Annotated in this window: 18 protein-coding genes and 1 pseudogene; 6 read left to right on the forward strand and 13 right to left on the reverse strand. The window is 53.7% G+C overall.

Features of this window, described 5'->3' with window-relative positions; genetic code table 11:
* Window positions 1-120: 120 nt before the first annotated feature.
* The 7 genes from aroB to pilM form a co-directional block, all read right to left on the reverse strand.
* Window positions 121-1,206 carry a 3-dehydroquinate synthase gene (gene aroB / locus EO763_RS20155; RefSeq protein WP_161529996.1) on the reverse strand — a complete coding sequence of 362 codons (1,086 nt, stop codon included), beginning with the start codon at window positions 1,204-1,206 and terminating at the stop codon, window positions 121-123.
* A gap of 51 nt (window positions 1,207-1,257) precedes the next feature.
* A complete protein-coding gene (gene aroK, locus EO763_RS20160; RefSeq protein ID WP_005969451.1) occupies window positions 1,258-1,779 on the reverse strand; it encodes a shikimate kinase AroK in 522 nt (173 codons plus the stop codon).
* A gap of 352 nt (window positions 1,780-2,131) precedes the next feature.
* Window positions 2,132-3,406, reverse strand: coding sequence for a DNA uptake porin HofQ (hofQ, locus tag EO763_RS20165; protein WP_161529997.1), 1,275 nt, complete (start codon window positions 3,404-3,406; stop codon window positions 2,132-2,134).
* A gap of 115 nt (window positions 3,407-3,521) precedes the next feature.
* Entirely contained in the window at window positions 3,522-3,899 is a 378-nt protein-coding gene (locus EO763_RS20170) for a DNA utilization family protein (protein WP_161529998.1), read from the reverse strand.
* Window positions 3,896-4,483: a hypothetical protein gene (locus EO763_RS20175; protein ID WP_161529999.1), complete on the reverse strand. Its 588-nt coding sequence runs from the start codon at window positions 4,481-4,483 to the stop codon at window positions 3,896-3,898. Before EO763_RS20175 ends, EO763_RS20170 begins: the two co-directional genes overlap by 4 nt.
* Window positions 4,476-5,045 (reverse strand): PilN domain-containing protein, encoded by a 570-nt coding sequence (locus EO763_RS20180; RefSeq protein WP_161530000.1) that lies wholly within the window; start codon window positions 5,043-5,045, stop codon window positions 4,476-4,478. Before EO763_RS20180 ends, EO763_RS20175 begins: the two co-directional genes overlap by 8 nt.
* Window positions 5,046-5,047: 2 nt before the next feature.
* Window positions 5,048-5,899 carry a type IV pilus biogenesis protein PilM gene (gene pilM, locus EO763_RS20185; RefSeq protein ID WP_161530001.1) on the reverse strand — a complete coding sequence of 284 codons (852 nt, stop codon included), beginning with the start codon at window positions 5,897-5,899 and terminating at the stop codon, window positions 5,048-5,050.
* Between the two features lie 111 nt (window positions 5,900-6,010).
* Between pilM and mrcA the strand changes: the two genes are divergently transcribed.
* The gene (gene mrcA, locus EO763_RS20190) at window positions 6,011-8,566 is read left to right on the forward strand and encodes a peptidoglycan glycosyltransferase/peptidoglycan DD-transpeptidase MrcA (RefSeq protein WP_161530002.1); all 2,556 of its coding nucleotides are present in this window, start codon (window positions 6,011-6,013) and stop codon (window positions 8,564-8,566) included.
* Window positions 8,567-8,666: 100 nt separating this feature from the next.
* Here mrcA and nudE read toward each other — a convergent pair whose 3' ends face one another.
* Entirely contained in the window at window positions 8,667-9,224 is a 558-nt protein-coding gene (nudE, locus tag EO763_RS20195; protein WP_039474040.1) for an ADP compounds hydrolase NudE, read from the reverse strand.
* A 435-nt stretch (window positions 9,225-9,659) separates the two neighbouring features.
* Here nudE and EO763_RS20200 point away from each other — a divergent pair, with 435 nt between their 5' ends.
* The 5 genes from EO763_RS20200 to pckA all read left to right on the forward strand — a co-directional run bounded on the left by EO763_RS20200 (window position 9,660) and on the right by pckA (window position 15,801).
* A complete protein-coding gene (locus EO763_RS20200) occupies window positions 9,660-11,807 on the forward strand; it encodes an intracellular growth attenuator family protein (protein WP_161530003.1) in 2,148 nt (715 codons plus the stop codon).
* Between the two features lie 127 nt (window positions 11,808-11,934).
* Entirely contained in the window at window positions 11,935-12,621 is a 687-nt protein-coding gene (gene yrfG, locus EO763_RS20205) for a GMP/IMP nucleotidase (protein ID WP_161530004.1), read from the forward strand.
* Window positions 12,622-12,633: 12 nt separating this feature from the next.
* A complete protein-coding gene (gene hslR, locus EO763_RS20210; RefSeq protein WP_161530005.1) occupies window positions 12,634-13,044 on the forward strand; it encodes a ribosome-associated heat shock protein Hsp15 in 411 nt (136 codons plus the stop codon).
* A gap of 71 nt (window positions 13,045-13,115) precedes the next feature.
* Window positions 13,116-13,985 carry an Hsp33 family molecular chaperone HslO gene (gene hslO, locus EO763_RS20215; RefSeq protein ID WP_161530006.1) on the forward strand — a complete coding sequence of 290 codons (870 nt, stop codon included), beginning with the start codon at window positions 13,116-13,118 and terminating at the stop codon, window positions 13,983-13,985.
* Between the two features lie 196 nt (window positions 13,986-14,181).
* The gene (gene pckA / locus EO763_RS20220; RefSeq protein ID WP_161530007.1) at window positions 14,182-15,801 is read left to right on the forward strand and encodes a phosphoenolpyruvate carboxykinase (ATP); all 1,620 of its coding nucleotides are present in this window, start codon (window positions 14,182-14,184) and stop codon (window positions 15,799-15,801) included.
* Between the two features lie 95 nt (window positions 15,802-15,896).
* Here pckA and envZ read toward each other — a convergent pair whose 3' ends face one another.
* The 5 genes and pseudogenes from envZ to EO763_RS20245 form a co-directional block, all read right to left on the reverse strand.
* Complete coding sequence (gene envZ / locus EO763_RS20225) at window positions 15,897-17,258, reverse strand: two-component system sensor histidine kinase EnvZ (protein WP_161530008.1); 1,362 nt, start codon at window positions 17,256-17,258, stop codon at window positions 15,897-15,899.
* Window positions 17,255-17,974: an osmolarity response regulator transcription factor OmpR gene (gene ompR, locus EO763_RS20230; protein WP_005969424.1), complete on the reverse strand. Its 720-nt coding sequence runs from the start codon at window positions 17,972-17,974 to the stop codon at window positions 17,255-17,257. Before ompR ends, envZ begins: the two co-directional genes overlap by 4 nt.
* 332 nt (window positions 17,975-18,306) lie before the next feature.
* Complete coding sequence (locus EO763_RS20235) at window positions 18,307-18,717, reverse strand: ParB N-terminal domain-containing protein (RefSeq protein WP_161530009.1); 411 nt, start codon at window positions 18,715-18,717, stop codon at window positions 18,307-18,309.
* A gap of 68 nt (window positions 18,718-18,785) precedes the next feature.
* A complete protein-coding gene (locus EO763_RS20240) occupies window positions 18,786-19,946 on the reverse strand; it encodes an ABC transporter substrate-binding protein (protein ID WP_161530010.1) in 1,161 nt (386 codons plus the stop codon).
* A pseudogene (locus EO763_RS20245) lies at window positions 19,939-21,188 on the reverse strand (MFS transporter). The gene EO763_RS20240 and the pseudogene EO763_RS20245 overlap by 8 nt, the downstream one beginning before the upstream one ends.
* Window positions 21,189-21,231: the final 43 nt, after the last annotated feature.

Genomic DNA, 21,231 nt, shown 5'->3' on the forward strand with positions numbered 1-21,231 from the left:
GTAACGCATTGTATTTTATTAACCATAACCCATCAGGGCGTGTCTGTCGTTAATACTTATCTTTCATAACTGATCGTCTTTCATAACGGATTGTCTCTCATAACCCGATAGCATTACGCATCAGGCAAGACAATCAGCTATCGAAGCCAACACCATGTCATGCGCGACGCCGCCACGAACTTCTGATTGACCAATCGCCGTTGGCAGCACCAAGCGTAACTCACCCGCCAGCACTTTCTTGTCACGCATCATATGAGGAAGATAGGATTCAGGTGTCATTTGCGCTGGGCCGTTTACTGGTAAGCCAGCGCGAATCAGCAGAGACTTGACTCGCTCGACATCCTCAACGGAGAACTGCCCAAGGCGACGTGCCGTATGCGCAGCCATCACCATGCCTGCCGCAACCGCTTCGCCGTGAAGCCAGTTACCGTAGCCCATTTCTGCTTCAATGGCATGCCCGTAAGTATGGCCCAAGTTGAGCAACGCACGCATACCGCTTTCACGTTCGTCTGCTGCAACCACCGCCGCTTTAATCTCGCAGCAGCGACGAATGCAGTAAGCCAGCGCGTCATGCTGTAGCGCACGCACGGCTTCAATGTTTTCTTCGAGCCAAAGAAAGAAATCGCGATCCAGAATAATGCCGTACTTGATGACTTCCGCCAGCCCAGATGACAATTCCCGTGCCGGTAAAGATTTCAGGCAGTCCAGATCGATCACAACCGATACGGGCTGGTAGAACGCCCCGATCATGTTTTTACCCAATGGGTGATTGACAGCGGTTTTACCACCGACGGAAGAATCTACCTGCGATAACAGCGTTGTCGGCACCTGGATAAACCGGACGCCACGCTGATAACTGGCCGCGGCAAAACCGGCTAAATCGCCGATGACACCGCCACCCAAGGCAACAATCGTCGTATCACGACCATGCGGTTTCGCCAACAGCGCGGTAAAAACCTGATCCAATACGGCCAGCGATTTGTGCTGCTCGCCGTCAGGTAAGATAACCTGATCGACATGCACGCCACTGTTTTCCAACACACCACGAACGCGGTCAAGGTACAGAGGAGCCAACGTCTGGTTCGTCACCAGCATGGCCTGCTCCCCCGCTTTCAACGGCATAAAAGAAGCCGAATCATCAAATAATCCAGCGGCTATCGTAATGGGGTAACTACGTTCCCCTAGTGTTACGGTAATTCTTTCCATGCGCGTTAAACAACCCGTTCAGGATCCGCTCAATGCGGATAAGGTATGCTCTTAGTTACTTTCCAGCATATTGATAATCTGGTTAGCAACGACCTTGGCACTTTGCTCGTCAGTCCGAATGGTCACGTCAGCGATTTCTTCATAAAGCGGGTTCCGCTCTTTCGCCAACGCTTCCAATACTTCACGTGGAGGGGTTTCAACCTGAAGTAACGGACGCTTCTTGTCACGCTGCGTGCGGGCAAGCTGTTTCTCGATTGTCGTTTCCAAATAAACGACAACGCCGCGCGCGGAAAGACGATTGCGCGTCTCACGTGATTTGACTGAGCCACCGCCTGTCGCCAGTACGATGCCTTGCTTTTCCGTCAATTCATTAATGACTTTCTCTTCACGATCGCGGAAGCCTTCTTCGCCTTCCACATCGAATACCCAGCCCACATCAGCCCCAGTGCGTCGCTCAATTTCTTGATCGGAGTCAAAAAACTCCATATTGAGTTGTTGAGCTAACTGCCGGCCAATAGTGCTTTTGCCGGCACCCATAGGCCCAACCAGAAAGATATTGCGTTTCTCTGCCATGTTTTTTGGTATTACTAAGACAATTCGTTAATGATAACCCGCCCCGCCAATCAACCCAGCGGCGGGACCTAAACTGAAACCTCATGAGCGATAGTGCGAGAATCAGACAAAAAATTATCTCAAGACTCAGGGTAGTTTGGCAACCGAATAAAATGTCACACCGACCACAGGTGGTCAATGTAGTATGTTTTATCGACATTTTCGGTGGAACAACACTTCAGTGCTCAATTCGCTAACCCTTGTAAGCTAAATCCGCCGCAGCGTCAAACTCATAAGCGACGAACGTGACAAAATATTGCGCCTAATCCGAAAAAAAAAACACCGTATGACATCAGAGCCCGCCTGGGTTTACTCACGATGGCGCGGGTATCAGCGTCGGCGTAATGAAAATGACCAATTCTCGTCGTGTATGCTGCTGAGTATGGTTTCTGAACAGATGACCAAATACGGGAACCTCGCCCAATAGTGGCACCTGTCTGTCGCTGTTCTTTTTTTGCTGCTGGAAAATGCCGCCTAAAACGATAGTTTCTCCATCAGCGACCGTCACCTGGGTTTGGATTTCCTGCTTGTCGATCGCTAGTGCTTCACCATTATCGCCCTGTTTGATCGTCTGCCCCGGCATGTTTTGGCTAATTTTCAGGTTCAGCGTAATCCGCCCGGCACGCAAAATGTCCGGCGTAACCTCCATCCCTAATACCGCTTCTTTGAACTCGATAGACGTCGATCCGCTGGCACCGCTGGAAACCTGATACGGAATTTCCGTGCCTTGTTTAATACTGGCAGTCTGCTGGTGCGCAGTAAACAAGCGAGGGCTGGCGATAATCTCGACCTGACTTTCCTGTTCCAGCGCCATTAACTCCAGATCCAGCAAGCGGCCATTCAGCCGCGCCAAATGGAACCCGGCATTGATCGCTGACGTATCCACAGGCAGGCCAACGTTAAAATTATTCAGCCTGAGCGCCTTGTTCGCCGCGTCCCCTTCTCCCAGCCCCCAGTTCACGCCCAGCGCCTGCAGGTGCTCGCTGCTGATAGTGACGATATGTGCCGCCAGTTGCACCTGAGCTAGCGGTAAATCGAGCGCCTTCACCCACGGTTCGAGCTGTGCCAGAGCCTCTTCCGTATCGCGAATCAATAAAGTATTCGTCCGTTTATCCACAGTTACGCTGCCACGTGTAGACAGCAGCGTCCCACGTTGAGCCAGAACACTGGCCGCTACTTCCGTTGCATCAGCATACTGTAACGCCACAGAAAGGTTATGCAGCGGCAATTTCTGCGCCTGCTCAGCTACACGGTCGTCTCGTTCCTTCTGCAAGGACTCAAGGTGGTCGGCAGGGAAAACCATCAGCACGTTGCCGTTACGCTCGACGCTGAGCTTCCCCATGCGTAAAACAATATCCAGTGCCTGCTGCCAGGGAATATCTGCCAGCCTCAGGCTAAGATTCCCCGTCACGCCCGGAGCGATCACCACATTGAGCTGCTGGTGATCGGCTAACGCCTGTAACACCCGAGGTATCGGTGAGTCTTCAAACGCCATCGATACCGAACTTTCCGCACTGGCCTGAAACGGCGCGGCGAGAAGAAGCAACCCGCTCCACGCCGCCACTCGACATAACATCTTCATATTCATAACCTTCCTTGTTATCGAGATACGCTGTTATCAACTACGCTGTTATCAACATTGTTTTCAACGAACGGTTGTCCAAAAATTACGTTCAAAATACGTGTAGCCAGACAAACCTCACCTATTCCGCAGGCTTAGTGATAAACGGAGAAACCAGCAGCAGGCTATCTGGCAGGCCATCACAGCCTGCCTCACGCGCTGTCGGGACAAGTTTGGCCCCTGATTGATCCAAATGGCTGACTAGCCAGTACCCCGGGGGAATCGTTTCTCCACTTGCCAGCTTGATCCAACCGACCTCCGGCTGCGCTAGCCAACCAATCCAGCGATCGCCAGAGCCAATCACGCCTTTTAGCTGCCACGGTGGCAATATCACGGAGGGCAGACAGCGCGCAGTAGCCAGAGGCTGAAAAGGGTCGATGCGTTCTGCGAGCGTTTCTGCCTGCACGCTATGGGACACGAAGAGCAACATCAAGGCGATACGGATCGAGATATGGCTCATGGCACCGCCTCTGGCCTGATTAGCGACAGCTCAACCTGTAACCGTGGTATTTCTGACGACGACTCCGTTGGAACGGCATCAGGCTTTACGGTCAGTTGCGTTATTCGCAGTACATAAGGTAACCCCGCCAGCGCACGAAGCACCTGCAACACGCCCGTGTAATTCGCGCTAAATGCCAATTGCCAACGTTCCTGATGAGATGCCCCCGCGTGAGGCGGAGCAGGCTGCCAGGATAGAAGCGAAGCCCCTGCCTGCGACAGAGGCTCGACGATAAGCTGTGCCAGCCTGTCAGGCTGAAAGGGATCGTTTTGCGCGGTTTTCTCCGCTAATTGCTCGCGTAGCACCGACAGTAACGGCATCGCATCGAGCTTTTGCTGGACGTCCTGTCTATCCAGACGCGCCTGAACGGTTTGCTTTTCTATGCCAATCACGGCCCTACGTACTTCACCGATGAGGAACCAGCCAGATAGCAACCCGGCAGCGGCGACAAACGCCAATTGAAACGCCAACTGCTGCCAGAGCGGTTTATTCACTAGCCCAGGTCGATTCAGCACGGCGTCCGTCAAAATCGTTTGATTAATCATGACCTTCCTCCTGCAAGGAAGTGTCTGTATCGCGCCAATTGGCCTGAAAGGAAAAGCGCAGCCCAGTATTCACACCGCGCTCTCGGGACGTCTGCAGCAGTTGTACGCGTTCGACGGAAGCATGGCGTAATAACACGTGCTGTAGCGTAACGATGTCGTGATAGTTTTCACTCACGCCGGAAAGCAGCAGATGCGAGCCGCGGTCGGCGATTTCCGTCAGCCACAGACGCGCGGGCATCATGCCAGCAAGCTGATCGAGCAAGTGGAGGTTACGACGATTGTCATGCTGGACTCTCACCTCAGCGCGTTCTTGCGCCTGATAGCGGCGTAGTGTTTCCCGCGCCTGATGCGTTTGCTGATACAGCACCGTCAGTTGCTGTTGCTGGGTCAGCGCTACATTGAGTTCATCCTGCGCACGTTGCTGTCTGTGCTGCCAAAACAGATAGCTCGCGGCGATAAGGCATAGCATCAACCCCGTCTGTAGCCACAGCAGCCCTAACCAACGACGTGCCCGCTGGCGCATCTGGGTTTTGCGCCAGGGTAAAAGATTAATCAGCAACATAGTCAGGCATCCTCAGGACGCAATGCCAACCCACCCGCGATCGCATAAGCCGAAGGGAAACTCGGCAGAGGCGGCTGCATGTGATTAAACACCGTTAACGGCGACCACGTCTGTAATACATCGGTCTGCTGGCTGGGTAAATCAGGCGAGACGCTAGAGTAATAGGCTATTTCATCGACATCATGCTGATAGCGAGTGCTTACAACCGATAAGATATCCGTTTCGTCATTCAGCTCATCAAGGTGTATCACGCCTGAGTGAAAGGCATGGTTCAACGGAGAGACCCACAGCCAGCCATCCAACAGGCGATGCAGCAACAGACGGTTAGCGTCAAGCCCAGCTCGCTGCGCCATCACTCGAAGCGCACAGGTTGAGATCTCAAGCACATCAGGGCGCAACCCTGCGTTATTCAGGCATGCCAGCCATTTATCGATCTCCTGTCGGCGTGCGGCGGTCACCAGCAGCGCCCCCTGCCTCTGCGGGTCTTCCCGATAGTCTATCGCCAGCGATTCGCTGCTGATCGGTAGCTTACGCGCCGCCATGGTTTCGATGTAGAGGCTACGCTCTGGCTCCTGTAGACGACGGTCAGGCAGCGGTAAATGCTGCTGTAAAATCAACTGAGCAGGGAACCCCACCCGTAGCGAAATGTGTCCGGGCAGTAAACGACGCCATGTTCGCAAGGCCTCACAAAGCGCCTCAGTATGGTGTAGACTACCCGAGCGCAACGTATCGTCTGGTAGTGGATATTGCCACCAATGACGAAGCTGCCAGCCATCGCGGCGGCGTTGAACCGCCAGCGCGCGCATGAAGCCGTTTTGTATATCTACTCCAACCTGCCAGATGTGATAAGCCATGTTCAACCCGATTTCCTTATCCAATAAACATATCCACAGTGCTGGCTTACCTTTATACTAGCGCCCGATTGTTTATAAACTGTCCAAACGCTACTGAATGGAAAATCCCAGGTGAAGTTCGTAAAGTATCTATTCATCCTTGCAGTCTCTTGCATTCTGCTGGGAGCTGCCTCGATATATGGTTTGTACCGTTATATCGAACCCCAACTGCCCGATGTCGCCACGCTGAAAGACGTTCGGCTGCAAACGCCTATGCAGGTCTACAGTGCCGATGGCGAACTGATCGCTCAGTTTGGTGAAAAGCGCCGTATCCCGCTCAAGCTGGACCAGATTCCCCCTGAATTGGTACACGCTTTTATCGCGACCGAAGATAGCCGCTTCTATGATCACCACGGTGTCGATCCCGTCGGGATCATCCGTGCCGCATCCATCGCGCTCACATCGGGTCATGCCTCTCAAGGGGCGAGTACCATTACGCAACAGCTCGCCAGGAACTTCTTCCTGAGCCCAGAGCGCACTCTGATTCGTAAGATCAAGGAAGTGTTTCTGGCTATTCGTATTGAGCAGTTGCTAACCAAAGATGAAATCCTTGAGCTCTATCTGAACAAGATTTATCTCGGCTATCGCGCCTATGGCGTTGGCGCGTCGGCACAGGTTTACTTTGGCCGACCTGTTGACCAGCTGACGCTGAGCGAAATGGCGATGATCGCCGGTCTGCCGAAGGCGCCATCGACGTTTAACCCGCTCTATTCCTACGACCGTGCTGTTGCCCGTCGCAACGTCGTCCTTGCGCGTATGAAGGATGAAAACTACATCACGCAGTCGCAATACAATGCGGCACGTAACGAAAAGCTGGTCGCGAATTACCACGCTCCGGATATTTCGTTCTCTGCACCGTATGTCGCAGAAATGGCACGACAGGAGATGATCAAACGCTACGGCGAAGATGCTTATAACGACGGTTATAAGGTCTACACGACGGTCACCAAAAAATTGCAAACCGCCGCACAGGATGCGCTGCGTAATAACATCCTCGCCTATGACATGCGCCACGGTTACCGCGGCCCAAGCAAAGTGCTATGGAAAGTAGGCGAAGGGGTCTGGGATCAGGCGAAGATGATTGCCGCCCTGAAAGCGTTGCCGGTCTACGGCCCGCTCTCTCCGGCCATCGTCACCAGCACCACGGCGGACAACGCGATTGCGATCCTCTCTGACGGCAGCAATATTGCCCTGCCGATGGCGGGTATGCGCTGGGCACGCGCATACCGTTCCGATACGCAGCAAGGGCCTACGCCGAAACGCGTCACGGACGTGGTACAGGCAGGCCAGCAGGTCTGGGTACGTAAAGTGAACGATGATTGGTGGTTGGCACAGGTGCCGGACGTCAACTCTGCGATTGTCTCGCTTAACCCGAAAAACGGTGCGATAGAAGCACTGGTTGGCGGTTTTGACTTCAACCAAAGCAAATTCAACCGTGCAACGCAGGCATTGCGTCAGATTGGTTCCAATATCAAACCTTTCCTGTACACCGCTGCGATGGACAAAGGTTTAACGCTGGCAACGATTCTGAACGACGTCCCGATCACCCGTTGGGATGCTGGTGCAGGATCTGACTGGAGGCCGAAAAACTCCCCGGCAACCTATGATGGTCCGATCCGTTTGCGTCAGGGGCTGGGTCAATCCAAAAACGTGGTAATGGTACGTGCCATGCGTGCGATGGGCGTGGACTATGCGGCGGATTACCTGCAACGCTTCGGTTTCCCAGCGCAGAATATCGTCCATACTGAATCGCTGGCGCTGGGTGCCGCCTCGTTTACGCCGCTACAGGTCGTACGTGGCTATGCCGTCATGGCAAACGGCGGCTATCTGGTCGATCCCTATCTGATCAGTAAGATAGAGAGCGAGGCAGGCGGCACGGTATTTACCGCTACGCCGAAAGTGGTCTGCGATACCTGTAATCTACCGCTGGTCTACGGTGAAACACCGCGTTCTCCAGTGTTAGCGACCACTAACGTTGAAGACGTTGCCACATCAAACGAAGCACCACCGTTAGGCTTGCCGCAGCCCGAGTTGGAGCCCGTCACACCAGAGGCCGCACAGCAAAACGCCGCACAACCTTATGCACCGCACGTGATCAACACGCCGTTAGCGTTCCTGATTAAAGACGCGCTGAACAGCAACGTCTTTGGCGAACCGGGCTGGATGGGGACGGGTTGGCGCGCGGGTCGTGAGTTGAAACGTCGTGATATCGGCGGTAAAACCGGTACAACGAACAGTTCCAAAGACGCCTGGTTCTCCGGCTATGGCCCGAATCTGGTGACGTCGGTCTGGATTGGCTTCGACGATCACCGTCGCGATCTGGGTGCCAGCAGCGCATCTGGCGTCATCAAAGATCAGATCTCCGGCTATGAAGGCGGTGCGAAATCAGCGCAACCTGCGTGGGATGATTTCATGAAAGCCGCGCTGGATGGCGTACCAGAACAACCGTTGACGCCGCCGCCAGGCATCGTCAGTGTGGTCATTGACCGCAGCAGCGGCAAGCTGTCTAACGGTGGCGGGAACAGCCGTTCCGAATACTTCATTGATGGAACGCAGCCGAAAGAATACGAAGTGCATGAAGTCGGCACCACGCTGATGGATAACGGACAAAGCGAAGAATTATTCTAGCCAGCGTTCGATAGCATCAGACAAAGCAAAGAAGGCGCGGGAAACTGCGCCTTCTTTCTTGCTATGTTAGTTTATTAAAAACAGGTTGGTTTATTAAATATTAACGGGGTGTACGACGCAGCCAGTCGTGGGCCAGAAACAGCGCACTGACGTTACGTGCTTCACGGAAATCAGGCTCTTGCAGCAGCGACATCATGTTATCTACCGGCCAGCGAACTTGTGGCATCGGTTCCGGCTCATCGCCTTCCAGGCTCTGCGGATACAGCCCACGAGCCACCACGATATTCATCGTGCTGGAAAAATAGGAGGGCGCCATCGTTAAGGTCGCCAGTAATTCCAGCTTTTCTGCGCCAAAGCCGACTTCTTCCATCAGTTCGCGGTTAGCGGCTTCAAAGACCGTTTCACCGGGATCGATCAGCCCTTTGGGAAAGCCCAGTTCATATTCCTCAATGCCGACGGCGTATTCACGGATCAGCAGCAGTTCATCATCAATGATCGGGACAACCATCACAGCCTGTCGGCCGCTTGAACGCATCCGTTCATAAACCCGACGTACCCCGTTACTAAATTCAAGATCGACGGATTCCACATTGAACAAGCGCGAGCGCGCTATCGTTTCCACCTTGAGGATTTTAGGTTTTTTCAGGTTATGACTCATTGATGCCCCCAGAGAGTTACGACCAGAACGGCACCTTAGCCCAACGTGCATGAGAAACTGCGTTTATCGCAACCTGAACATAGCATGCTGTTGAATAAGAAGAGATCGTAAATATTCTTTTTGATTCTGTTCACATTGTGCGTTAACAGTCACCTTCGCTGCAACTATCGTGACGATGAATTTACGTGTGGGCAACATGAAGAATACATTCTGTATGAGAAACCACCAGAAAAAGTCAATAACTTAAAAAAAATAGGAATATCCTCATTTAAGAGAGGTTTTTTGCTTGTTACTATCATCGCCTTATGCGATTAACTCTGCTCACAATTACGTTATTAATCTAAGAAAACAATGCCATACGGGTTATCATCGATTGTATAATTTTGTTAAACTCAGACGAAAACAAGGAGCATCGCGTTTTGGAATGGAGATGACATGAGCACAATATTTACCCTATTGGCGATATTGCTTGCCTGTCTGATCGTTGTCGGAGGTCTTGTGGCCTACCGTATCCGCCACCGTTTCTTATCCGCTCCTCCGTTACCCGTTTCGCAATCGCTTCCACGACGGTTAACTGAAGATGAACGGATCGCCATTGAGCGTTATCTGGCTCAGGAAAATAGTCAGCAAACCACGCCACTTGATACCCCTAATGCGCAGCCCAAACTACCGCGTTCCCTGCAAAGTAATCGGGTTTACCCCATCACCCATACGATTACGCGCTACGGCCTGAGCACTGATGCTCAGAATAAGTGGCGCTACTATATTGATACACAAGAAATCCATCTGCCGCCCAGTTGGGAACCGTTCATTACCGAAAATAACACCGTCGAACTGATTAAGACGCGCTCGATCCCGCTGGTCATTTCCTTGAATGGACACTCGCTAACCGAGTGTCTCGACGATCGTCCACTCGCCCCCCTGCCGAGCGAAGTCCCGGTCCCGAATGCCTCCATCCGTCAGGAAGGCAGTGAGCATGCCGAACTGGTCACCATCCGTAAGGAAACGCGTGAAGAACACGCCATGCACCACACTGGGGGCTTGAAGGAAACGGCCGTGCTCTGCGTGTCTTTTCTACTGTTATTCATTAGCCTCAATAGTCCTATCGCCCTGCTCCCTTGGCTGATCGGTACCGCAGCACTATTAGCAGGCTGGAGCCTGTGGCAGCTTTTCCGATCGCCGTCCGCTCAGGAACTGCGCGATGTGCACTGCCTTCACGGCACGCCGCAAGGCTTGGGTCTGTTTGGCGAATCCAATCAGGGGCCGCTCGGCAATATCTCGCTCGGTAATATCGATCTGATTTACCCACCGCACTGGCAGCCCTACATCACGCAGGATCTCGGGCGAAAAACAGATGTCGATATCTATCTCAACCGACAGGTGATCCGTCAGGGAGAGCACCTTTCGCTGCATGATGAAGTGAAACATTTCCCGCTACAACGCTGGAGCAGGAATCTTCTGCTGGCCACTGGTTCACTGCTCAGCCTGATTTTGCTCGTCACTAACGTGCCGCTTGAACTGCCGCTCAAGCTCAGCCTGGCCTGGCTTCAGGGCGCACAGCGAATTCAGGTCACGCAAGTCAGCGATCTGGAAACTGCTCAGCTCCGCATTGGCGACACACTGGCTGTCCGTGGCAACGGCATGTGCTATGTGCCCGCAGGTATTCATCCCGTCTCCGCACCGTCGCCCTATGCGTTCAGCCCTTTCGACTGTTCCGCTATTTACTGGAATAAAGCCGCGCCGCTGCCATTACCGGAATCCGAGACGATTGAAAAAGCCTCTGCCTTGCTGAAATCCGTCAATAGCCAACTCCACCCGCAAGCGGACAAAGAAGGTCAGGTTAACTCTCAATTAGCGTCTACGATCCAGAAGTCAGGGTTGATTCTGATGAAAAATTTCGCTGAAGTTGTCCTGAGAACACAAGATTTGTGCAGGCAGGAAAACGATTGCTCCCGCCTGAAAAATGCGCTGATGAACCTGAGCGACGTCAAGAACTGGAATACACTGGTAAAAGACGCCACTTCCGGCACGCTGAAAGGCATGAATGTGGTGCTGCCCGCCGTCAGCGCAGACACGCTGGAGTCATTGGTCAACAGTTCTACCGATCAATTCTTCTATCAGGAAATCAATAACGCGGCAGATTCACTGAACAGCCCGCCGCCGGGTGGGTTCCTGATTCGCAGCGACGAAGGCCGACAATTCGTTAGCCACCCGCTCCCGCCGATGCCGCTGAATGAATATCGTCCATCGGATCAGTGGCAGGAACTCCAGCGGCTGTCCGCGATGCTGTTGCATACGCCGTTTAATGCCACGGGCGTCATCACGCAGCTTAATACCGATGCCAACGGGACCCAGCACATCAGCCTGCACAGCGAACCCGACGTCATTACCGTCTGGCGCTATCTCGGCACGTGTCTGCTACTACTGCTCTTTTCCGCGACGTTTATCGTTAATGCGGTTCTGACCGGCATTAAAATGCGTAAAAGCCAGAAGCGAGTGACCGATATTCAGCACTATTACGCCTCACGGTTCAATATGATGACGAATTCGTTCCCAGATAATCGCCCTATGCTCCCCCGCTAACGGCATCGTGCCTGCTCTTCGGTTATGCTAACCTAGCGGAATCAGTTTCCCGTCACTCTTGTCACTATTGCATTGCGCGTCTTCTGCTGCCTCATCCCTATAGCACGGCGCGACATTTGGAGTCGCTATGAATCCCCACGTTAACTGGCATGACATCGACACCGTGATACTGGATATGGATGGCACGCTGCTCGATCTGGCGTTTGACAGCTATTTCTGGCTTCAACTGGTGCCGCAGTCGCTCAGTGAAAAACGTCGCATCAGCCTTGAACAGGCGCACCAGCTTATCGAGCAGGAGTACCGGGCCGTTCAGCACACGCTAAACTGGTACTGTTTCGATTACTGGTCAGAACGTCTCGATCTGGATATCTATCAAATGACGACGGATATTGGCACGCGAGCCCGATTGCGCGATGACACTACGCCGTTTTTAGCAACGCTGCGCGAATGCGGTAAAGAGACAATTCTGCTGACCAACGCCCATCCACACAGTCTGGCGGTAAAAATCGAACACACGGGGCTGGATCAGCACCTTGATTTATTACTTTCCACCCATACTTATGGGTATCCGAAAGAGAATCAGCGCTTGTGGCAGGCCGTACAGCAGCAGACCGGCTTCGACCCCGCCAGAACGTTATTCGTGGATGACAGCGAACCGATTCTGGATGCCGCGAAAACATTCGGCATTCATTACTGTCTGGGTGTACGTAATCCCGATTCCGGCCAGCAGGAAAAGGCATTCCTGCAACATCCGTCAATGAACGACTACCTTGCGCTGCTACCAGCCCTGCGTCACTCCGTTAATGCAGGGTAATCAGGGGGATTGATGATGAAAGCTACCGAGCAAGCCGACGACGCCGTTCGTCTGGACAAATGGCTTTGGGCTGCCCGTTTCTATAAAACCCGGGCGATGGCTCGCGAGATGATCGACGGCGGCAAAGTGCACTATAACGGGCAACGCGGTAAGCCGAGCAAACAGGTCGAACTGAATGCCGAGATCAAACTGCGTCAGGGCAATGATGAACGCACCGTGGTCATTTTAGCCGTCAGCGGCCAGCGCAGAAGCGCGACAGAGGCGCAGGCGCTGTATCAGGAAACGGCTGCAAGCATTGAGAAACGAGAAAAGCTAGCGCAGGCGCGGAAAATGAATGCGCTGACGATGCCACACCCCGATCGCCGCCCTGATAAAAAAGAGCGACGCGATCTGATTAAATTTAAATACAGCGATCAGGAATAGCACTCCGCCCTTCAGAGAAGACCCAGCGATCGCCGCATTACTCATTCGCCGTACTAAGACGAGAAAACATTATGGCTCACGACCAACTACATCGTTATCTGTTTGAAAATTATGCCGTTCGTGGCGAGTTGGTGACAGTTAACGAGACGTATCAACGTATTTTGACCAACCACGACTACCCAGCGGCGGTACAAACTCTGCTAGGCGAAATGCTGGTTGCCACCAGCCTGTTGACGGCCACGCTGAAATTCAGCGGCGATATTACCGTTCAGCTTCAGGGCGATGGCCCACTGAAACTGGCGGTGATTAACGGTAATCACCAGCAGCAGATGCGCGGCGTTGCCCGTCTGCAAGGGGATATCGCACCGGGGAGCTCGCTGAAAGAGATGGTTGGCAATGGCTATCTGGTCATTACCATTACGCCGACTGACGGTGAGCGTTATCAAGGCGTCGTCGGTTTAGAAGGTGAAACCGTTGCCGAATGTCTGGAGAGCTATTTCCAGCAGTCCGAGCAGTTGCCAACACGGTTGTTTATCCGTACCGGACAGCACGAGGGCAAGCAGGCCGCCGCTGGCATGCTGCTACAGGTATTGCCCGCCCAGGATACCGATCGTAATGATTTTGATCATCTGGCCCAGCTCACCACGACGGTCAAAGCTGACGAGCTGTTTACCCTGCCCGCCACCGAGGTGCTGTACCGCCTTTACCATCAGGAAGAGGTAACCGTATATGAGCCGCAGGACGTCGAGTTCCGCTGTCACTGTTCGCGCGATCGTTGCGCAGATGCATTAATGACGCTGTCCGATCAGGACGTGAATGAAATGATCGAGCAGGACGGTGAAATCGATATGCACTGTGATTATTGCGGTACGCACTACCTGTTTAATTCGCTGGACATCCGCGCGATCCGGCAAGATTCATCAGGGAATCTGTTGCATTAATTTTTCTAACGGGTACGAAAGTACCCGTTTTATTTTGCTTATTCTCACGCCATTAAACCGCAGTGGTGATTTCCCCTCCCCCTAAATAAGCAAAGTTATTAATGAATTTATTTAATTTTATGATTGTTATCGCGGTTAAAATAAGCTCACTCCCTACAATGTTTAGTAGTACAACGATAACTTGAGGAGTAGCAACATGCAGATCAACGGTATTACACCGCAAGCCCTGGCTGCTTATGGAATCCATGATGTCCGCGATATTGTCTACAATCCCAGCTATGAACTGCTTTTTAAAGAAGAACTCTCTCCTACCCTACAAGGCTATGAACGCGGCATCGAAACCCAACTGGGTGCGGTAGCCGTCGATACCGGCATCTTTACCGGCCGTTCCCCGAAAGACAAATACATCGTGCGCGATGGCGTGACCCGTGACAGCGTATGGTGGTCCGATCAAGGCAAAGGTAAGAACGATAACCACCCGTTGAGTCAGGAAACCTGGACACACCTGAAGCAACTCGTCACCACACAGTTGTCCGGCAAGCGGTTGTTCATCATCGATGCCTTCTGCGGTGCCAACCCAGACAGCCGCCTCAGCGTACGTTTCGTGACGGAAGTGGCCTGGCAGGCGCATTTCGTCAAAAACATGTTTATCCGCCCGAGCGATGAAGAACTGGAAGGCTTTGAGCCGGATTTCATCGTGATGAACGGCGCAAAATGCACCAACCCGAACTGGCAGGAACAGGGGCTGAACTCTGAGAACTTTGTTGCGTTCAACCTGACAGAGCGCATCCAGTTGATTGGCGGCACCTGGTACGGCGGCGAAATGAAGAAAGGGATGTTCTCCATCATGAACTACCTGCTGCCGTTGAAAGGCATCGCCTCGATGCACTGCTCGGCAAACGTCGGCGAAAAAGGCGATGTGGCGGTCTTCTTCGGCCTATCCGGTACGGGTAAAACCACGCTGTCCACCGATCCGAAACGCCAGCTGATTGGTGATGACGAGCACGGCTGGGACGACGACGGCGTCTTCAACTTTGAAGGCGGCTGCTATGCCAAAACCATCAAGCTGTCTAAGGAAGCAGAGCCGGATATCTTTGGCGCCATCAAACGCGATGCGCTGCTGGAGAACGTTACCGTGCTGGCAGACGGCACAGTGGACTTCAACGACGGTTCCAAAACCGAGAACACCCGCGTCTCTTACCCGATCTACCACATTCATAACATCGTTAAACCGGTCTCTAAAGCGGGCCATGCCACGAAAGTGATCTTCCTGACGGCGGACGCGTTCGGCGTGTTGCCACCGGTTTCCCGCCTGACGTCCGATCAGACGCAGTATCACTTCCTGTCCGGCTTTACCGCCAAGCTAGCGGGAACCGAGCGCGGCGTGACGGAACCCACGCCGACCTTCTCCGCCTGCTTTGGCGCGGCATTCTTGATGCTGCACCCGACGCAGTACGCTGAAGTGCTGGTGAAACGCATGAAGGCGGCTGGCGCACAGGCCTATCTGGTGAACACCGGCTGGAACGGCAGCGGCAAACGTATCTCGATTAAGGATACACGCGGGATTATTGACGCCATTCTGAACGGCAGTATTGATGATGCAGAAATGCAGACGCTGCCTGTCTTCGACTTGGCAATCCCAACCTCGCTGCCTGGCGTCAATCCTGACATTCTCGACCCACGCGATACCTACGCGAGCGTCGAACAATGGCAGGAAAAAGCGGACGACTTGGCACAACGCTTTATCACCAACTTCGATAAATACACCGATGCTCCGGCAGGCGCAGCGCTGGTGAAAGCAGGGCCGAAGCGGTAAACACTGAAAAGAGTCCATAACGAAAAAGGCGCGGATTACGCGCCTTTCTTTTATTCATATCTGAACAGCTTTAATACCAGTGCTACCCAACATACTTATGACTCTTTCGCAGCTCCCGTATCCGCTACTGCGACGTCCGAGAGCAGCGGCAGATACGCGCGGACGCAGAACCCACCGCGTTCGCTGCTGCCGACATCCAGCACGCCATTGTGCGCATCGATAATACGCTGCACAATCGCCAGCCCCAGCCCTGTACCGCTGGTGGTTCGCGCGCTGTCGCCGCGAACAAAAGGTTGGAACAAGTGCTTCAACTGATCGGGCGCGATGCCTTCTCCGTCATCTTCTACCTGAAACCAGACGCGCTGTAGCTCACGTCCGGTACTGACTTTTATCCAGCCGTTCCCGTAACGCGCCGCATTCACGACCAGATTCAACGCCGCACGTTTGATCGAAAGCGAACTGATACGCACCAGCAGCTCGCCGGTAGCAAATTCACTGTCGATCTGGCGTTCATAACCGCTTTCCGATGCTACCACTTCGCCCATAATGGCGTTCAGGTCGGCCACTTCCGTCTGCATTTCCTGACCGGTACGCAGGTAGTCGAGGAACTGCTCAATAATCGCATTACACTCTTCAATGTCCTTATTGATCGACTCCGCCAGATAGTCATCTTCCTTACCCATCATTTCGGTCGCCAGACGGATTCGCGTCAGCGGCGTACGCAGGTCGTGGCTGACACCCGCCATTAACAGCGTGCGGTCATCGGCCAGCAGCTTCACGCCGGAAGCCATCTGGTTAAAGGCGCGCGTCACGGAACGCACTTCGGAGGCACCATATTCACGCAGCGGCGGGGGAATAATGCCCTTCCCGACCTGCAAAGCCGCATGCTCCAGCTCAACCAAGGGTCGGTTCTGCACCCGAATAAATAGCCACGCGCCGCCAATCACCAGCAGCATTATCGCCAGCGTATAGCGGAAGAGCGGCGAGAAATCGCCCTGATGAATTTCAGTGAGGGGAACACGCACCCAGATATCCGGTGACAGCCAGGTTTTCAGCCACACCACCGGCGTATTCTTGCTGACCTCAACCCGTACATCCGTCGGGCCGCCCAGTTGCTGCGCCATCTGCTCACTCAAAAACTTGTAGTGCTGGGCCCAACGCAGGCCGCTTTCTTCCGCCGCTGCATTGGTGTACAGCGATATACCCAATTCGCGGTAAATCTCACGCCGGAACGCTGGCGGCACCTCAAGCGTGGTGCCATCTTCCAATTGCAGACTGTCCGTCATCAGCATTCTTACTTCGTATGCCAGCACCTTATTAAACTGCTGCAAACTCGGCAGAATAGCGAAGTTGAGCACCACCAGATAGGTGGTGACCAAACTGACAAACAACAACGTGACAATCAGTAGCAACGTCCGTGCAAATGAGCTACGCGGAGAAAAGCGCCATTGCATCATGCCTTACTGCCGTCCGGGACAAACACGTAGCCAAGGCCCCACACGGTCTGGATATAGCGCGGATGCGCCGGATCCTCTTCCACCATGCGGCGCAGACGAGAAATTTGTACGTCGATGGAACGCTCCATCGCGCTGTATTCACGACCACGGGCCAGATTCATCAACTTATCACGAGACAACGGTTCACGCGGGTGGCTCACCAGCGCCTTAAGCACGGCAAACTCGCCGCTGGTTAATGGCATCGGTTCATCATCGCGGAACATTTCGCGCGTACCCAGATTCAGCTTGAATTTGCCAAACGCGATAATGGCTTCTTCCTGCGACGGCGCACCTGGCAGTTCATTCGCCTGACGACGCAACACCGCACGGATGCGAGCCAGCAGTTCACGCGGGTTGAAAGGTTTAGGAATATAGTCGTCCGCGCCGATTTCCAGTCCGACGATACGATCCACTTCTTCCCCTTTCGCCGTCACCATAATGATCGGCATTGGGTTGCTCTGGCTACGCAAGCGACGGCAGATGGACAGCCCATCCTCGCCCGGCAGCATCAAATCCAGCACCATAAGGTGAAAAGATTCACGGGTCAGTAAACGGTCCATCTGTTCAGCATTGGCTACGCTACGTACCTGAAAACCCTGCTCGGTCAGATAACGCTCTAACAACGCCCGCAAACGCATGTCGTCATCTACAACCAGAATTTTATAGTTCTCTTGCATTCTCTTTCTCCAAAGGCGTAATAGCGCCGACGCTGCTATTGTTCAGAAACATACGAATTACTGACAGTCGTTTCTGGTATACATTCTAGGCAAAATTGTTACAAAGCATATTAAAATTCGTATAATCAATCATTTCCTGTGCAGTCAGGCATAAAATAATCAGCGATTAATGGCGATTGCGGTTAGCGAAGACTGTCGTTTATGAAGATTATAGTAACGCCGCCGCCAATAAAAAGACGCGGTAGCAGCAAAAGCAGGAGAAAAGCGAAGAGAGAGGACGTTGCCGCCTGAATTCAGAGCGACAACGTGAAGTGGCTAACGCATCAGAGTGATTAGCGCATAAGCTCATCCAGCACAACACGTACTGACGGCAGCGCGGGCTGGAAAAAATGGCGCGTGGTCTTGTAGGGAAACAGGCTCTTTTCCGCCACAATCGTCTTCATAATTAGACTCTTGCAAAAAGGCTGTCCGGTCTTCCAATGATAAACGGATACGCGGGGATCGTCATAGTCGAGCAGCGCACAAGGGATATACTTTAACCCCAGTTCGGTGGCCGCGCGTAACCGGTGATTGCCGTCCATAATAATCCCCGTCTCTTTTTCTATCGGTATTGGCGTCGTCCAGCAGCCACAGCGGCAAATATTCTCCATCAGACATTCTACGTTCGACATGTCGACATTTTCAGAGGGAAGCAGGAACTGCACGGGCGTAAGAGCAATCTGGTAGGTCATACTTTCAAACACGCTCTACCTCCTGACGTAAACAATCTCATATAGCTCCGGCTAGTGCACCGGAGCCGACTGTGAGTGACTTACTGCGCAAGACTGACGAAATAGCCCGGCTGGTAATCAACTGGCAAAAACTGCTGATGAAGCTGGCGGAAGGTGCCATCCGCGTTGAGATCGCGGAATAAGTCTGGGTGGAACCACTCAGCCAGTTGCTGAATGGCGATAAAATCATACGGGCCGTTGTAAAACTGATGCCAGATGGCATGAAATGCGCGTTTCTGCTTGGCGATGCTGTTGGTGTAGGCGGGACGCCCCAGAAACCATTCGAGACGCTTGCGCCCTTCAGTCATATCCTGCCCCGGCCCCAGACCAATCCAGCGTCCGCCGGGCACGAAGGCCTCAAAGTTGCCGCTGGTGATCACCACAATTTCCGGGTTTTCCACGATCACCTGTTCAGGGTGCATCTGCATAAAGGTGCTCGGCGCATTTTTCGCCGCGACGTTATCGCCACCGGCCAGTTGCACGAATTTACCGAAGTTATCTGGGCCGAACGTCAGGCAGCATTCATCGGTATACCCCCCCAGCCGCTCAATGAACACGCGCGGTGAGCGCGGCTTTTTCGCTTCCAGTACGTCGGAAACGCGTTTTAGCTGCGCCTCGCGGAATGCGAGAAAGGCTTCGGCACGCGCTTCCTGATTAAACAACTTGCCGAACAGGCGCATGGTCGGCACGGTGTTTTCCAGCGGGTGATAGCGAAAATCGACATACACAATCGGAATGCCGACACTGTCCAGTATCCGGTCATAACCTGCATCAACAATCGCCCGCTGCGTCTCAATGTTCATAATAATGACGTCCGGCTTCAGCGACACCGCCTGCTCCACGTCAAACGTACCCTTTTCCGTACCGTCAAACGTCGGGATTTTCGTCAGTTGAGGAAAACGATCGCGATACTGGTGCCACGTTGCCGGATCGGACTGAATCAGATCGCGCCGCCAGGCGACAATCCTTTTCGCCGGATCTTCGCGATCGAGCATCGCGACCAGATAAAGCTGACGTCCCTCTCCCAGCATGACGCGCTGCACCGGCGTGTTGACTCTCACTTCGCGCCCCAACACATCCTTGATGACGGTTGAGGTTTGCGCAATTTGTTCGGCCTGCCCCGCCAGCGGCGACAGGCCAACCATCAACAGCGCACTCAGCAATAACCGACGGCAATGTTGCCGCATCCAACGATTACACATTTTCGATATTTCCCTTCGTCGAGAGAGAGTCATGTTTTTCCGCCTGTATCCGCAAACGTCGTAACAGCATCAACGAGACCAGGAAAGTCACCAGATAAGCTGCGCCAACGCAGAAGAACAGCGAACGTAGTCCGGGGGAGTAGAGAACTAATCCGCCCAGAGAAATGCCCAGAATCGAGGCAAACTGGCTGACGCTTTGCGCCACGCCGAGTATGTAGCCCTGCTGCCCGGCTCCAGCCGCGCGGGAAATCAGCGCCATCAGAACCGGTGTCGTTGCTCCCAGCAGCACGCCCCACAGGAAATAAAGCGGGATGAAAATCGCAATATTCAGGATCGTGGCAACCGTCAATGTCACGATGGTGCAGGCCAGCATCACCACACACAGACGGCTCAGCGTCTGCGACAGTGAAAGGTTTTCAAAATAGCGCGCCCACAGCGACGCAGAGACAATCACGCCAGTCGCCTGCAAGCCATAACACAGCCCGATAATCCACTTATCCACCTGAAAGACGCCGTCCATATAGAGGGAAAACGGCGTTTGCGGGATCATACGGCTGGTCAGCAACAGGCCGGAAATCAGCAGCAAACCGGGAATCGGCGACAGCGCCCAAAGCCGTCTGCGGGGAATGTCTTTCGCCTGCGCGTCCGCAGGCGGAGCAGCAGAAGCCTCGGGGGCAACATGCGGCAAAAATAGCGCTACGGTGAGACCACACAGCGCGCACAGGATCGCCGCACTCAGGTTGATCCAGAAGAAATTCAGGTAATCGAGAATCAGCCCGCCGACAATCGCCCCCAGCAGCGATCCCACGTTGGTGGAGACCTGAAGCCAGGCGAACAGCCGCGTGCGCTGTAACGGACTGACTACCACAACACCGTAAGCCTGCGCGGGCGCGATATAGCCCGCACAGGCCCCTGAATAAAACGCAGCGCGACTATCGTCCAGATATCGTTTGCCCATGCCAGCCCGAGCTGGGTTAACGCCAGCCCAAACAGCGCGCGGATCATCATGGCTTTGTTGCCCAGTCGGTCGCCCATCCGTCCCCAGAAGGCGCTGGTCAGCATAATGCCCAGCATCGGCCCGACATACACGGCGATTCCCGCGATGCTCAGTTCCGCGCCGGACGACATACTTTCCAGATGCAGCGGCCAAAACGGCCCGCTCATCTCCATCGCCCCCATCGCGACCAGCTGTACGACAAACATAAAGTGGATGATGAACGCCACCTGACCGCTCAAGCGCATGCGTCAGCTCCTTCTGATTCCACGGCGTCACCCGCCCTCATTC

Origin of the sequence: Pectobacterium odoriferum (genome assembly GCF_009931295.1) — a bacterium.
GTDB classification, from domain to species: Bacteria; Pseudomonadota; Gammaproteobacteria; order Enterobacterales; family Enterobacteriaceae; genus Pectobacterium; species Pectobacterium odoriferum.

Bases quoted from the DNA above. Each gene is read 5' to 3' on its own strand.
- aroB (WP_161529996.1), bottom strand. From the start codon at position 1,206: ATGGAAAGAATTACCGTAACACTAGGGGAACGTAGTTACCCCATTACG.
- aroK (WP_005969451.1), bottom strand. From the start codon at position 1,779: ATGGCAGAGAAACGCAATATCTTTCTGGTTGGGCCTATGGGTGCCGGC.
- hofQ (WP_161529997.1), bottom strand. From the start codon at position 3,406: ATGAATATGAAGATGTTATGTCGAGTGGCGGCGTGGAGCGGGTTGCTT.
- EO763_RS20170 (WP_161529998.1), bottom strand. From the start codon at position 3,899: ATGAGCCATATCTCGATCCGTATCGCCTTGATGTTGCTCTTCGTGTCC.
- EO763_RS20175 (WP_161529999.1), bottom strand. From the start codon at position 4,483: ATGATTAATCAAACGATTTTGACGGACGCCGTGCTGAATCGACCTGGG.
- EO763_RS20180 (WP_161530000.1), bottom strand. From the start codon at position 5,045: ATGTTGCTGATTAATCTTTTACCCTGGCGCAAAACCCAGATGCGCCAG.
- pilM (WP_161530001.1), bottom strand. From the start codon at position 5,899: ATGGCTTATCACATCTGGCAGGTTGGAGTAGATATACAAAACGGCTTC.
- nudE (WP_039474040.1), bottom strand. From the start codon at position 9,224: ATGAGTCATAACCTGAAAAAACCTAAAATCCTCAAGGTGGAAACGATA.
- EO763_RS20200 (WP_161530003.1), top strand. From the start codon at position 9,660: ATGAGCACAATATTTACCCTATTGGCGATATTGCTTGCCTGTCTGATC.
- yrfG (WP_161530004.1), top strand. From the start codon at position 11,935: ATGAATCCCCACGTTAACTGGCATGACATCGACACCGTGATACTGGAT.
- hslR (WP_161530005.1), top strand. From the start codon at position 12,634: ATGATGAAAGCTACCGAGCAAGCCGACGACGCCGTTCGTCTGGACAAA.
- hslO (WP_161530006.1), top strand. From the start codon at position 13,116: ATGGCTCACGACCAACTACATCGTTATCTGTTTGAAAATTATGCCGTT.
- pckA (WP_161530007.1), top strand. From the start codon at position 14,182: ATGCAGATCAACGGTATTACACCGCAAGCCCTGGCTGCTTATGGAATC.
- envZ (WP_161530008.1), bottom strand. From the start codon at position 17,258: ATGATGCAATGGCGCTTTTCTCCGCGTAGCTCATTTGCACGGACGTTG.
- ompR (WP_005969424.1), bottom strand. From the start codon at position 17,974: ATGCAAGAGAACTATAAAATTCTGGTTGTAGATGACGACATGCGTTTG.
- EO763_RS20240 (WP_161530010.1), bottom strand. From the start codon at position 19,946: ATGTGTAATCGTTGGATGCGGCAACATTGCCGTCGGTTATTGCTGAGT.